Origin of the sequence: Streptomyces sp. SID13726 (assembly GCF_010548375.1) — a bacterium.
Lineage (GTDB): Bacteria > Actinomycetota > Actinomycetes > Streptomycetales > Streptomycetaceae > Streptomyces.
The window spans coordinates 216350-230264 of sequence record NZ_JAAGLY010000001.1 but is presented as its reverse complement, the minus strand read 5'-3'; the positions used below and the strand labels follow the sequence as shown (position 1 = coordinate 230264).

Genomic DNA, 13915 nt, shown 5'->3' with positions numbered 1-13915 from the left:
TCCGTCACGTCCCGCACCGATGAAACGGTCTTACTCCCCTCACACCGGACTCTTGGCCTCCGACGACACCGCCCTCACCAGGTCCGATTAGCGTCCGATGTCGTGCTCTTGGCAAATACAGCGGAATCACAGCTGTCGGCACCCGGCCGACGGACACAGTCGGCGGTGTCCGTCACGCCGGAACCCCCCGCGCAGTGGCACCGGGTCCTGACCCTGCTCGCGACCGTCAGCCTGCTCATCGGCACGCGGGACGTGTGGACGCAGGCGGCCACGCACCGGCCGGCCGTCGCCGCGCTCATCTCGGTCTGCTACGCGTCGATCCTCGGCTGCGGGGTGCTGACCCTGGTGGTGCGCCGGCGCCGGGCGCTGGCCCGCGTCGACCTGTGCGTGCTGGTGACCGGACTCACGCTGGCGGTGTGCGCGCTCGCCATGGCCCACCGCGGCTCCGACGAGTCCGTCCTGACCACCCAGGCGGCCCGCGAGATCGTCGCCGGGAACCCGGTCTACGGCCGTCCCTGGCCCTGGCTGTTCGGCGGCAACGGCATCGCGCTCACCCCGACGGTGACGGGCGGCTACGACTACACGTACGGCTATCCCCCGCTCGCCCCGCTGCTGACCGCACCGCTGCTGTGGATCGGCCACGGCGGTCTCCCGGCGATCGTCCTGAGCACGGGCGCGCTGCTCGCCGGCACGGTCGTGCTGTGGTGGCTGCTGCCCGCGCCCTGGCGGTCGGCGGCGACCATGGTGTGCCTGGGTTTCTCGATGCTTCCCATGTACGGCCGGCTCGGCTATCCGGCGATCCTGGCGCTGGCCCTGCTGATTCCGGTGGTGGTGCGCTGGCCCCGGATCGGACGCGGCGGCCGGCTCGGTCCGGCCGGGCTGGCGCAGGCGGCCTGTCTGGGCGCGGCCTGCGCGGCACAGCAACTGCCGTGGTTCCTGGCGCCGTTCCTGCTCGCCGGGATCTACTGCGTACGGCGCGGCGAGTTGGGCGCGCGCCCGGCGGGCCTGGTGGTGCTGCGGGTCGCCGGGGTCGCCGCCACCGTATGGCTGCTGATCAACACGTACTTCATCGTGAGCCAGCCGGTGGAGTGGCTGAAGGGCATCGCGCTGCCCCTGATCCAGGGCGCGGTGCTGCACGGCCAGGGCCTGGTGGGGGTGTCGCTGTATCTCACGAACGGCAGCGACCGGCTCGACTGGTACTCGCACGCGAGCCTGCTGCTGCTCGCCGGTCTGCTGGTGCTGTTCGTGCTGTTCGTACGGCGGTTGGGGCCGGGGGCGACCGTGCTGCCGTGGTGCGCCTTCTGGCTGGCGACCCGTTCGCAGGACGGCTACTACCTGATGATGACGCCGCTGTGGCTGGCGGCGGCGGTGACCGCGCCGAGTGCGGAGTTCGCCGGGGCCTGGCAGCCGTTCGCGGACCGGCTCGGCGGCGCGGTGCGGCGGCCTGCGCGGATCGCCGCGGCCGTCCTGCTGCTGAGTCCGGCCCTGGCGAGCGCGCTGCTGGCGGCCACCGGCACCCCGCCGCTGCGCATGGAGGTCGCCGCCGTACGGCACGACGCCCGGGTGATGTCACGGGTGACCCTGCGCGTCACCAACACCGACGACGACGCGCTCACCCCGCACTTCACGTTCACCCGGGGCCAGGGCATGTACCCGTACTTCTCGGTCCTGCGGGGCCCGGCCACGCTCCCCGCGCACACGACGGCCACCTATGAACTGCGGCCGCCCGAGGGGACGTACGCCCTTCCGAAGCCGGGTCAGCGGATCCGGCTCCGGGCGTTCACGTCCTCGCCGCAGACACTGTCGAGCGCTTTCGTCCAGCTGCCGACGAGCTGACGCGTCAGGCGGCCGAGCGCTTGAAGCGGAGGGCGGCGGTGACCGTGGTCAGGCCGCGGATCATGCCCATCTGGTTCCAGCCGAGGCCGAAGTGCTCGCGGTCCACGGAGAACTCGGCGTGCAGCGTGACGGCGTCGGCGCTCGCGTCGTCGAGGTGTGCGGTGAAGGACTGCGGGCGGCTGATACCGCGCACGGTCAGCTGACCTATCACGTGCACCTGGTCGCCGTCGCGCAGCTCGGCGCTGCGCACCGCGAAGGTGATCTCGGGGTGGTTCTCGACATCGAAGAAGTCGGAGCCGCGCAGGTGCTCGTCGCGCTTGGCGCTCTTGGTGTCGAGGGAGGCGGCGTCGAGGGTCACGGTGCCGACGGCGGACCCGTCGGGCCGCACCTCGCCCTGGCCGGCGACGGTGGCGAAGGCGCCCTTCACGGTGACCAGGCCCCACATCGTCTTGTGCTTGAGGGCGACGGTGGTGGCGGTCCGGTCGAGCTGCCAGGTTCCGGTTTCGACGGCGACGGTCATGATCTCTCACTCCTGGGGACGAGCATGGACCTCTGTAGTCCAAATTTGGATGACAGCACGCTAACCCATACTCCAAATTTGAACAACAGCTACACTGGAATCCATGGCCGACCAGTCCGAATGTCCCTCCCTGTCCGAGGGGATCCTGCCGCCCGAACTGCACGCCTGGATGCTGCTGCTGGCGGCCACCGGCGCCGTGGAACAGGAGCTGCGCTCCGTCGTCAAGGAGCGGCTGGACGTCTCGCACGACGAGTTCCTGGTGCTGTGCCTGCTGGGCGCGCGTCCCGCGGAGGGGGTTCGCATGACGAAGATCGCGGAGCTGCTCGGCCGCCCCAAGACCCGCCTCACCTACCAGATCGCCTGCCTCCAGCACGCCGGTCTGGTCACCCGCAAGTCGGTGTGCGGTGACAAGCGGGGCGTCGAGGTGGCCCTCACCGAGAAGGGCCGCCGCCTGCTGACGGAGGCCTCCGGCGCCCTCGCCGTGACGGTCAGGGAGGCGCTGACCCGGTTCATGGGCGCCGATCAGCGCGAGGCGCTGTGCGCGCTGCTGCCCGATCTCGCCGCGGAGGCGAAGCCGGAGTAGTCGCCGGGGCGGTTCCGGGTACCCGGCCGGGGCCCGCGCCGACTCCGGCCGACTCCGAAGGAGGGGTTCATGGGGACCTCCGACCTGCCCACTCCCCTCGTACGCTGTCCCGGCCGCGCCCTCCCCGGACACCGCCGCCGAGGCGGTCGCCGTGGCCCGCGAGCATGACGCTCCGGTGCCGAGGATGTTCGGGGACCGACTCGTCGCCGCCTTCGGGCAGTTGAAGGCCGTCTTCGACCCGCTCGACCGGATGAACCCCGGTAAGGTCGTGGCGCCGTACCGGCTCGACGAGAACCTGCACCTCGGCGGCGACTGGGTGGCGACTGGGCGCCGTACGACCCCAAGGACCTGCACTTCCGCTTCCCGCACGACGACGGATCCTTCGCCGAGGCCACCAACCGCTGTGTGGGAGCCCAGCTGCACGGCCGTGTTCCGCTCGGACGCGCCCTAGCTGTTCCCCGGCGACCACGACGTACGGCGGCTGCGCGACCAGACGGTCACGCTCACCGAGCACTCCCCGGCTACGAGCCCCCGCACGTCCCGGAACACTCCGCGAAGGCCCTCGCCCAGGTCCACTGCCACCAGCCTGGACTCCGGCTGCTGCGGCCTGGCCGGCGACTTCGGCTTCGAACCGGGCCACCTGGAGGTCAGCGAGGCGTGCGCGGAGCGGGTGCTCCTGCCCCGTCTCCGGGAGGAGCCCCCGGAGACGGTGGTCCTCGCCGACGGCTTCAGCTGCCGCACCCAGATCCACGAGTTCGACAGCGGCGGCCACGAGGCGGTGCACCTGGCGGAACTGCCGACGAGCGCGATCCCGGGGGCGCCGGGGAGCGCGAACGGGGTGGCGCCGGGGGCGAGGCCGACGCCGCCGAGCCGGAGGGCGAGGGCGACCAGCCACGACGGGCCGACAGCCGCACAAACCCGCCCTCACACCACCAGTTCCATCAGCGCCACCCTCGCCCTCGCCACCCGAGACCGAACCGTCCCCACCGCACACCCACTCACCACGGCCGTCTCCTCGTACGACAGCCCCAGCATCTGCGTGAGCACGAACGCCTCCCGCCGCTCGTCGGACAACGTGCCCAAGAGGTCGGCCAGCACTATCCCGTCGTCGAACCCGGGCACACCCCGGGGCTGAGCCCGCTCGGCCTCGGCCTCCCAGTCCGAACCGTCGTACCGGCGGGGCCGCACCGCCGCGTGCCGGAAGCCGTCGGTCACCGCCCGGCGGGCGATGGCCAGCAACCAGACCCGGGCCGAGGAACGGCCCTCGAACCGGTGCAGGCTGCCGAGCGCCCGCAGGAACGTGTCCTGGACGAGGTCGTCCACGGCCTGGGGGTCGGCGCACAGGTAGGAGACGAGACGCAGGACGTCACGGTGCAGGGCACGGACGAAGTGGTCGACGGCGTCCGCGTCGCCGGCTCGGGCGGCGAGCGCCCAGGCCGTGGCGGAGGCGTCGGCGGACTCCCGTTTGTCGCGGAGGTCGGCCGGGGCGGGCAGGGTGGAAGTGATCACCAGGTGTCCTTCTCGGGTCAGCCGTGATCCGGACCGCCACCTGGGCGCACGGGGGCGCGGGGTGGTCCGGTGAGGGGAGCCGGCCGTACGGCGCCGACGTGCACACGGACGTGAACGCGGGCGCGGGCGTACGGGCGGGGCCCGAGGCGCGCAGGGGCGGCTCGGGGCACTGGCTGTCGTCAGGCGACAGCGGTCCCCGGGGGCGGGCCGCGATGGGTGATCGCGTGGCCGAGAAGGAGCAGCCGCGGTGCCCGCTGCGAGCGGGGGCGGCGGGCCCGCAGCCGCGGGCGGTGCGGGGTGGCGGGCAGGGCGAGCAGCAGCCGCAGCGGGGCCACCAGCCGGGCGGCCACGGCCCGCAGGATGCGGAACGCGGCCCGCTCGCCGTACGCCAGCCAGAAGCCGGTGAGCAGCGCGGCGATCAGGTGGGCCGCGTACATCCCGAACGGCAGCCAGTACGAGAGCGCGCCGACACCCGATGACGCCCCCATATGGGCCGCCTCCATGGAGTCCATGCCGCTCATATGCATGGACTCCATGTGCATGCCGCCCATGTCCGACGCCGTCGAGGTGGACTGGGCGAGGGAGAAGGCGCAGTGCAGGGCCGTCTGGGCGGTGACGACGACGGCCACGATCAGCGGCAGGCCGCGTTCACGGCCTGCCAGGCACCAGCCCGCGAGCCCGGTCAGGACCAGGCTCGCGGCGAGTGTCCGGCCGGGCACATGGGCACCGGACATGAGGACGTGGCCGAGGGCGGCGAGCAGCACACAGACGGCCGCGAACACCGCGGCCCGTACCGTGCGCGCACACCACCCTGCCGTCATGGCGCCTCATCCTTCCATCCGGGCACCGATCTTCACCTGTGGGTACGGAAATCCACAGGATCCCGCTCACCGCGGACGGCGGCTCCGCACGACGGCGAAGGCCCCGGCGGCCAGGCCCAGTACGCCCACGACCAGCCCGGCGATGCCGAGACCACGCGCGGTGGAGTCGCTCGCCGACGCCTCGGCGGCGCTGGCCGTGCTCTTCGACGCGGTCTGCGTCTTGGTGGCCGAGGTGGTCCCGGCCGCCGTCAGCTTGAGGACCGGCGCCGGGTTCTCCGGCTCGTCGTCGCCCTGCGCGGCCTCCTCGATCCAGCGGACGACCTTCCCGTCCGAGTAGGTCTGGAGGGTCTTGAAGGTGAGCTGGGCGGTGTCGTCGGGGAGCTGGCCGAAGGCGACGTCGAAGTCCTCGTACCGGCCGGGGGCGATCTTCCCGCCGGTCCAGGTGATCTCGGAGACGGCGTCGGTGATGGTGCCGTCGTCCGTCTTGACCGGCGTCTTGAGCTTGGTGTCCGTGACCTCGGCCGTCCAGCCGTCGTGCGGCGAGACGAGCACCCCGAGCAGCGGGTGGTCGGTGGGCAGGAACAGCTGGACCTTGGTGGTGCTCGCGGTGTCGCTCTCGTCGGGGACGCGGAAGCTCAGGGCGCCGTCGGTGGCGCCCTTGGCGTAGCTGTCGGGGTGGACGGTCACGTGCGCGGAGGCGACGCCCGCGGCGGTGAGGACCGCGGTGGCGGCGAGGGCGGTGCCGAGGCCGGCGCGGCGCAGAACGGTGTGGGACGAGGACATGGGTGAGGGATCTCCGTACGGGTGGAAAGGGATGCAGGGGTCAGATCGGGTACGGGATCGTCGTGGGCGGTCCGCGCCGGTGGACCGTGTGGCGGAGCAGCAGGGGGCGGGGCGTCCAGGTGGGCTCGGGGGCCGGACGCGCGGGGGCCGGGGCGGCGGGTTCGCCGTACCCCTGCCACCAGGCGGCGAGACCCGGCACCAGCGCCAGGGAGCGGCGCAGGAGCGACCACAGGGCGGCCTCGCCGCGGCGGAGCCACCAGGTCAGCAGCAGGGCGGCGGAGAGGTGGGCCGCGGTGGCGTGCGGGGTGAGGGCATGGGGGTGCGGGGCCGCCATCTGGGCCATGCGCATGCCCTGGAGGGTCATGGTGTGTGTCGCCGACATGTGGTGCATCGCCATGCCGTGCGGTGCCCCCATGGTGCGCGAGCGGGCCGCGCCGAACGCCAGGTGCAGTCCGCCCTGGGACGTGAGGGTCGCCCCGCCGATGGCGCCGAGGGAGCGTTCCCGGCCGCCGAGCAGCCAGCCGGCCGCGAACAGCGGCACGAACCCGGCCGCCTGTGCCCACACCGGCGGCGCCATGCCGGTCGCCAGTGCGTGTCCCCCGGCGGCCAGCAGCACACACAGCGCGGCGAACACCGCCGCGCGCAGGCTCCGTACCGCTGGGGACGCCCTCATGGCGACCGATACTCCCACGTGTGGCCGGGCGCCCGCCCAGGGGTTGGGTCAGTAGACGTCCCGCACATAGCGCTTGTCGGTGGCGAGTTGCTTCACATAGGCCGCCGCGCCCGCCTCGTCGAGGCCGCCGTGCAGGGCGGCGATGTCCCGGAGCGCCTGGTCGACGTCCTTGGCCATGCGGGAGGCGTCGCCGCAGACGTAGAAGTGGGCGCCGTCCTGGAGCCAGGACCACAGCAGGGGGCCGTGTTCGCGCATCCGGTCCTGGACGTAGACCTTGGCGCGCTGGTCGCGGGAGAAGGCGGTGTCCAGGCGGGCGAGGGTGCCGTCGGCGAGGAACCCGGTCAGCTCGTCCGCGTAGTAGAAGTCGGTCGCCCGGTGCTGTTCGCCGAAGAACAGCCAGTTCGGGCCCCGGTGGCCGAGCGCGCGGCGCTGCTCCAAGAAGCCGACGAAGGGGGCGACGCCGGTGCCGGGGCCGATCATCACCATGGGCGTGGCCGGATTCGCGGGCGGCCTGAAGTGCGGGGAGCGCTGGACGTGCACCGGCACCGGGGTGTCCGTGGCGGCGTCGGCGAGGAAGGGGGAGCAGACGCCCTGGCGGGAGCGGCCGCGCAGGTTCTCGTAGCGCACGACGGAGACGGTCAGCGAGACGAGGTGGGGGTCGGTGAGCGGGCTGGACGAGATCGAGTACAGGCGCGGCTGGAGGCGGCCGAGGGTCTGCGCCCACTCCTGCGGGGCGGCCTTCACGGCGTGCTCGGTGATCACGTCCACGGCCTGCCGGCCCCAGCCCCACTTGGCGAGTTCGTCCTTGTTGTCGGGACGCAGGAGTTTCTTCAACTCCCGTGGGTCACGCGTGCGTTCGGCGACGAACCGGAGCAGGGCCGGGGTGATCCTGGTGATGTCCAGATGCCGTAGGAACGCTTCGCCCAGCGGCACCTCGCCCACGCCGTTCACCTCGACCGCGGCCGTCGCGTCGAGGCCGGTGACCGCGAGCCACTCCTCGACCAGGTCCGCGGAGTTGAGCGGCCGGATGCCCAGGGCGTCGCCGGCGTCGTACAGGAGCGGGGTCTCGCTGTCGCGGGTGTCGAAGGTGAATCTGCGGACCTCCTTGCCGGCGCCGGGCAGGCTGAGGAGGCGGTTGCCGGTGAGGCGGGCCAGGACGGGGGCGGGTTTCTTCGCGCGGGGCGGGGCTGGGGTGGGGGTGGGGGCCGTCCGGGGCACGGTCGGGGCCGGGGTCACCTGGATCACCGTGGGGGCGGGGGTGTCGGTGTCGGCGGCCGGGGTGTCGGACAGCGCCGTCAGCACCTGGTCCAGCCAGCCGTGCGCCGCGTCCTCGAAGTCGGGCTCGCAGTCCGTGCGGGGGGCCAGGCGCAGGGCGCCCAGTTCGTCGAGGCGCTGGTCGAGGCGGCGGCCGTGGCCGCAGAAGTCGTCGTACGAGGAGTCGCCGAAGGCCAGTACGGCGTACCGCCGACCCTCCAGCCGGGCGGTGCCGGGGTCGACGAGGGTGTCCCAGAAGCCGCTGCCGTTGTCAGGGGCGTCGCCGTCGCCGAAGGTGCTGGTGATCAGCAACAGGTCGGCACCGGGCGGCAGTTGACCGAGGTCTGCCTCATCCATGCCGACCAGGGAGGTGCTGTGGCCGACGGTGGTGAGCCGGTCGGCGGTGGCGGCGGCGAACTCCTCGGCGGTACCGGTCTGCGAGGCCCACAGGATGACAACCTCACGGCGCAGGACCGTGACGGAGGGCTGCGCGGCCAAGCCATGTGTAGTCGCCGTATATGTGGCCGGCGTCTGTGTTGCCGAGATCTGTGTGGCCGCCGCCCGCGAGTACATCCCGGCGAGTGTGCCGTTCACCCACAGCGCGTGCTCAGGGCTGAAGGGCGCGTCCGGCGGCAGGACCGGCACTCCCGGAGCACCCGTGGGTATCCCCGCGAGGAACCCGACCAGGTACTGGCGTTCCTGCGCGGTGAGCACGGGCGGCGGCGCGGGCGCGAGCCCGAAGACACTCGCCGCAGCCGCAGCCGCAGCCGCAGTGACGGGGACGGGAGCACCGTCCACCACCACCGGCACCGAGGCAGCCGTAGCGCCCGCTCCGGCATCACCAGGCACCGCCCCCGCCCCAGGCACCCGCACCGAAACCGCCGTACGCACCCGCGTCAGCGACACCGCGCACACCTTGAACTCCGGCTGGAACGACAGCGGGTCCACCGCGTCGTTCGTCACCGCGTTGACGCTCAGGTACTCCCCGAAAAGGTCGTTCCAGTGGAAGGGCGCGAAACAGCACCCCGGCCGCACCCGGTCCGTCACGACGGCGGGCAGTACGGCACGGCCGCGCCGGGAGGCCACCTCGACGGAGTCGCCGTCGACGACGCCCAGCGTCGCCGCGTCCTGCGGGTGCAGTTCCACGAACGGCCCGGGGTTCAGCTTGTTCAGCTTCGCCACCTTCGCCGTCTTGGTGAGGGTGTGCCACTGGTGCTGGAGCCGCCCGGTGTTGAGGACGAAGGGGTAGTCGTCGTCCGGCATCTCGGCCGGCGGGATGTGCGGCCGGGCGTAGAAGACGGCCCGTCCGCTCGCCGTGGGGAAGCGGAGGGTGCCGTCCTCGGCCACGTACCGGATCGGGTTGCGGTCGGGCCCGTCCTCGCTCGCCGCGGGCCACTGCACCGGCGTCGACCGGAGCCGCTCGTAGGAGACCCCGCGCAGGTCCCAGCCGGTCTTCGGGTTCCAGGCCCGCCTGATCTCCTCGAAGACCTCCTCGGCGCTGTCGTAGGAGAACCCCTTCTCGTACCCCATCTCGCACGCGACGGCCGCGATGAGCCGCCAGTCCGGCATGGCCTCGCCGGGCGGGTCGGTCACCGCGGGGGTCAGGGTGAGGTTGCGCTCGCTGTTGACGAAGACGCCCTCGCCCTCGGTCCACATCGCGCCGGGCAGGACGACGTCGGCGTACGCGTTGGTCTCGGTGTCGGTGAAGACGTCCTGGGTGACGACGAACTCGGCGGCCTCCAGGCCCTCGATGACGGTGCGGCGGCCCGCGACGGAGGCGACCGGGTTGGTGCAGATGATCCAGCAGGCCTTGATCTCGCCGTCGGCCATCTTCCGGAACATCTCGACGGTGCCCTTGCCGACGCCGTCGGCGCGCAGGGTGTCCGGGGGCAGCTCCCAGAGGTCCTCGACGAAGGCCCGCTCCTCGTCGACGAGGACGGAGCGCTGACCGGGCAGACCGGGGCCCATGTAGCCCATCTCTCGGCCGCCCATGGCGTTGGGCTGGCCGGTGAGGGAGAAGGGGCCGCTGCCGGGGCGGCAGAGGGTGCCGGTGGCGAGGTGCAGGTTGACCAGGGCGTTGGTGTTCCAGGTGCCGTGCGTGGACTGGTTGAGGCCCATGGTCCACAGGCTCATCCACTCAGTGGCTGATCCAATGAGCCGCGCCGCCTCCCGGATGTCCTCCTCGGCCAGGCCCGTCATCTCGGCCACCGCGGCCGGCGTGTAGTCGGCCAGGAACTCCGGCATCGCCTCCCAGCCCTCGGTGTGGGCGGCGATGAAGTCGGGGTCGAGGCGGCCCTCGGCGTGCAGGAGGTGCAGCAGGCCGTTCAGCAGCGCCAGGTCCGCGCCCGGCTTGATCTGGAGGAACAGGTCGGCCTTCGCCGCCGTGGCGGTGCGCCGCGGGTCCACGACGATCACCTTGGCGCCCGCCGACTTCACCCGCTCCATCATGCGCAGGAAGAGGATGGGGTGGCAGTCGGCCATGTTGGAGCCGATGACGAAGAAGAGGTCGGCCTTCTCGAAGTCCTGGTACGAGCCGGGCGGGCCGTCCGCGCCCAGGGACAGCTTGTAGCCGGTGCCCGCGCTGGCCATGCACAGCCGGGAGTTGGACTCGATCTGGTTGGTGCGCACGAACCCCTTGGCGAGCTTGTTCGCCAGGTACTGCGCCTCCAGGCTCATCTGTCCGGAGACGTAGAAGGAGACCGCGTCGGGGCCGTGCTCGTCGATGATCTCCCGCAGTCGCCGGGCGGTCTCGGTGATCGCCGTGCCGACGGTCGCCGGCACCGGCTCCTCGCCGCGCTCGGGACGTACCAGGGCCGTGGTCAGCCGTCCCGGTGCGACGAGCATGTCGGCGGTGGTCGCGCCCTTGGTGCAGAGTTTGCCGAAGTTGGCGGGGTGCTCCTTGTCGCCGGAGGCCTTCAGGACCGTACGCCTGCCGTCCGGGCCGGTCCCGATGTCGAGGACCAGGCCGCAGCCCACGCCGCAGTACGAGCAGACTGTCCGCACCACGGGCACGCCTCCTGAGCTCAACCGACTCGATCTCCGACGACCGTACGAAACACCCATTACGCAGATGTCTCCCGGGCCGTTCATCAGGAGTTACACCGACCGCACACCTGACAAGGAACTCTTGTGAGCGCCTGCGGGGCGCGATCCGACGCGACACAGACTTGGAACGGTTCCATTTCTTGAACCATTCGTGTTTGTGGGGGTAGGTTGGGGTCCATGACCGCCCCCCAGCTTCCGAACACCGCAGAAGAGCTGCGCGGTGCCGGCCTGCGGGTGACGGCCGCGCGCGTCGCACTGCTCGAGACCGTCCGGGCCGGTGACCACCTCGCGGCCGACGCGGTCGCCACGGGAGTGCGCGACCGTCTCGGCCACATATCGCTCCAGGCCGTGTACGAGGCCCTGCACTCGCTCACCACGGCGGGACTCGTACGCCGCATCGAGCCGCCCGGCAGCCCGGCGCGGTACGAGGGGCGGGTCGGTGACAACCACCATCACCTGGTCTGCCGGTCGTGCGGGGCCGTCGTGGACGTCGACTGTGCCGTCGGTCACGCGCCCTGCCTGACAGCTTCCGACGACAGCGGCTTCTCGATCGACGAGGCCGAGGTCATCTACTGGGGCCTGTGCCCCGCGTGTTCCCCCCAAGCCGTTGGTTCAGCACCCTGATCCACCCAGTTCGGAAGGACTGAAATGTCTGAGAACCCCGACGCAATCGTCACCGACGCCAAGACCGAGGGCACCGGTGGCTGCCCGGTCGCGCACGGGCGTGCCCCGCACCCGACCCAGGGCGGCGGCAACCGCCAGTGGTGGCCGGAGCGCCTGAACCTGAAGATCCTCGCCAAGGACCCCGTCGTGGCGAACCCGCTCGGTGCGGACTTCGACTACGCCGAGGCGTTCCAGGCTCTCGACCTCGCGGCCGTGAAACAGGACATCGCCGAGGTGCTGACCAACTCGCAGGACTGGTGGCCGGCCGACTTCGGCAACTACGGCCCGCTGATGATCCGGATGGCCTGGCACAGCGCCGGCACCTACCGGATCAGCGACGGCCGCGGCGGTGGCGGCCGCGGCCAGCAGCGCTTCGCGCCGCTGAACAGCTGGCCGGACAACGGCAACCTGGACAAGGCCCGCCGTCTGCTGTGGCCGGTGAAGAAGAAGTACGGCCAGTCCATCTCCTGGGCCGACCTCATGATCCTCACCGGCAACGTCGCCCTGGAGTCGATGGGCTTCGAGACCTTCGGCTTCGGCGGCGGCCGCGCCGACGTCTGGGAGGCCGACGAGGACGTCTACTGGGGTCCCGAGACCACCTGGCTGGACGACCAGCGCTACACCGGCGACCGTGAGCTGGAGAACCCGCTCGGCGCCGTCCAGATGGGCCTCATCTACGTCAACCCCGAGGGCCCCAACGGCAACCCGGACCCGCTGGCCGCGGCCCGCGACATCCGTGAGACCTTCCGCCGGATGGCGATGAACGACGAGGAGACCGTCGCCCTCATCGCCGGTGGCCACACCTTCGGCAAGACCCACGGCGCCGGTCCGGCCGACGCGGTCGGCAACGACCCCGAGGCCGCCTCCATGGAGGAGCAGGGCCTGGGCTGGAAGTCCACCTACGGCTCCGGCAAGGCCGGCGACGCCATCACCTCCGGTCTTGAGGTCACCTGGACCACCAAGCCGACCCAGTGGAGCAACGACTTCTTCGACATCCTCTTCGGCTACGAGTGGGAGCTGACCCAGTCCCCCGCCGGTGCCAACCAGTGGGTGGCCAAGGACGCGCAGGCGATCATCCCCGACGCCCACAGCGGCTCGAAGAAGCTCCCCACCATGCTCACCACGGACCTCTCGCTGCGCTTCGACCCGATCTACGGCGAGATCTCCAAGCGCTTCCACGAGAACCCGGACCAGTTCGCGGACGCCTTCGCCCGCGCCTGGTACAAGCTGACCCACCGTGACCTGGGCCCGAAGTCCCTGTACCTCGGCCCGGAGGTCCCGGCGGAGACGCTGCTGTGGCAGGACCCGCTGCCGCAGGCCGAGGGCGAGGCCATCGACGCCGCCGACGTGGCGGCCCTGAAGGCGAAGCTCCTCGACTCGGGCCTGACGGTCTCGCAGCTGGTCTCCACCGCGTGGGCGTCGGCCTCGACGTTCCGCGGCAGCGACAAGCGCGGCGGTGCCAACGGCGCCCGCATCCGCCTGGAGCCGCAGCGCGGCTGGGAGGTCAACAACCCGGACGAGCTCGCCCAGGTCCTGCGGGTCCTGGAGGGCGTCCAGGCGGGCTTCAACACCGGTGCCAAGAAGGTCTCCCTCGCCGACCTGATCGTCCTCGGCGGTGCCGCCGCGGTCGAGAAGGCCGCGAAGGACGCCGGTGTCGCCGTGGAGGTCCCCTTCACGCCGGGCCGTGTGGACGCGACCGAGGAGCACACCGACGTGGAGTCCTTCTCCGCGCTGGAGCCCACCTCGGACGGCTTCCGCAACTACCTCGGCAAGGGCAACCGCCTGCCGGCCGAGTACCTGCTGCTCGACCGCGCCAACCTGCTCACCCTGAGCGCCCCCGAGCTGACCGTCCTCGTCGGCGGTCTGCGCGTCCTCGGCGCCAACCAGGGCGGCTCGACGCACGGTGTGCTCACCGAGACCCCGGGCGTCCTGACCAACGACTTCTTCGTCAACCTGCTCGACCTGGGCACGTCGTGGAAGTCCACCTCCGAGGACCAGACCACGTTCGAGGGCCGCGACGCCTCCGGCGCGGTCAAGTGGACCGGCACCCGTGCCGACCTGGTCTTCGGCTCCAACTCCGAGCTGCGCGCCCTCGCGGAGGTCTACGCGAGCGACGACGCCAAGGAGAAGTTCGTGAAGGACTTCGTCGACGCGTGGGTCAAGGTCTCGAACCTGGACCGCTTCGACCTGGTCTGAGTGTCCGAGTGAGCGGGGCCGGTTCCTTCTGG

The 13915-nt window shown here is 71.8% G+C and carries 11 protein-coding genes; 5 read left to right on the top strand and 6 right to left on the bottom strand.

Going from position 1 to position 13915, the window contains the following annotated elements; genetic code table 11:
- Positions 1-165 precede the first annotated feature (165 nt).
- Positions 166-1836 carry a hypothetical protein gene (locus G3I78_RS00995; RefSeq protein WP_164420781.1) on the top strand — a complete coding sequence of 557 codons (1671 nt, stop codon included), beginning with the start codon at positions 166-168 and terminating at the stop codon, positions 1834-1836.
- A 4-nt stretch (positions 1837-1840) separates the two neighbouring features.
- On the opposite strand, the gene G3I78_RS00990 is transcribed toward G3I78_RS00995, so the two are convergent.
- Positions 1841-2356, bottom strand: a complete 516-nt coding sequence (locus G3I78_RS00990) for a YceI family protein (protein WP_164420780.1) — start codon at positions 2354-2356, stop codon at positions 1841-1843.
- Between the two features lie 103 nt (positions 2357-2459).
- Here G3I78_RS00990 and G3I78_RS00985 point away from each other — a divergent pair, with 103 nt between their 5' ends.
- Both G3I78_RS00985 and G3I78_RS51645 read left to right on the top strand, forming a co-directional pair.
- Positions 2460-2939: a MarR family transcriptional regulator gene (locus tag G3I78_RS00985; RefSeq protein WP_164420779.1), complete on the top strand. Its 480-nt coding sequence runs from the start codon at positions 2460-2462 to the stop codon at positions 2937-2939.
- Between the two features lie 151 nt (positions 2940-3090).
- Positions 3091-3390 carry an FAD-linked oxidase C-terminal domain-containing protein gene (locus G3I78_RS51645; protein WP_239157571.1) on the top strand — a complete coding sequence of 100 codons (300 nt, stop codon included), beginning with the start codon at positions 3091-3093 and terminating at the stop codon, positions 3388-3390.
- A 473-nt stretch (positions 3391-3863) separates the two neighbouring features.
- Here G3I78_RS51645 and G3I78_RS00975 read toward each other — a convergent pair whose 3' ends face one another.
- The 5 genes from G3I78_RS00975 to G3I78_RS00955 form a co-directional block, all read right to left on the bottom strand.
- Positions 3864-4448, bottom strand: coding sequence for a sigma-70 family RNA polymerase sigma factor (locus G3I78_RS00975; protein ID WP_164420778.1), 585 nt, complete (start codon positions 4446-4448; stop codon positions 3864-3866).
- A gap of 179 nt (positions 4449-4627) precedes the next feature.
- Positions 4628-5269, bottom strand: a complete 642-nt coding sequence (locus G3I78_RS00970) for a hypothetical protein (RefSeq protein WP_203614050.1) — start codon at positions 5267-5269, stop codon at positions 4628-4630.
- A gap of 66 nt (positions 5270-5335) precedes the next feature.
- Positions 5336-6052 (bottom strand): YcnI family protein, encoded by a 717-nt coding sequence (locus G3I78_RS00965; protein WP_164420777.1) that lies wholly within the window; start codon positions 6050-6052, stop codon positions 5336-5338.
- A gap of 40 nt (positions 6053-6092) precedes the next feature.
- Positions 6093-6725, bottom strand: coding sequence for a hypothetical protein (locus G3I78_RS00960; RefSeq protein WP_203614049.1), 633 nt, complete (start codon positions 6723-6725; stop codon positions 6093-6095).
- Positions 6726-6773: 48 nt separating this feature from the next.
- Complete coding sequence (locus G3I78_RS00955; RefSeq protein ID WP_164420776.1) at positions 6774-11042, bottom strand: bifunctional nitrate reductase/sulfite reductase flavoprotein subunit alpha; 4269 nt, start codon at positions 11040-11042, stop codon at positions 6774-6776.
- A gap of 159 nt (positions 11043-11201) precedes the next feature.
- Between G3I78_RS00955 and G3I78_RS00950 the strand changes: the two genes are divergently transcribed.
- Positions 11202-11648, top strand: coding sequence for a Fur family transcriptional regulator (locus tag G3I78_RS00950; protein ID WP_164420775.1), 447 nt, complete (start codon positions 11202-11204; stop codon positions 11646-11648).
- A gap of 24 nt (positions 11649-11672) precedes the next feature.
- Positions 11673-13883: a catalase/peroxidase HPI gene (katG, locus tag G3I78_RS00945; RefSeq protein WP_164420774.1), complete on the top strand. Its 2211-nt coding sequence runs from the start codon at positions 11673-11675 to the stop codon at positions 13881-13883.
- Positions 13884-13915 lie beyond the last annotated feature (32 nt).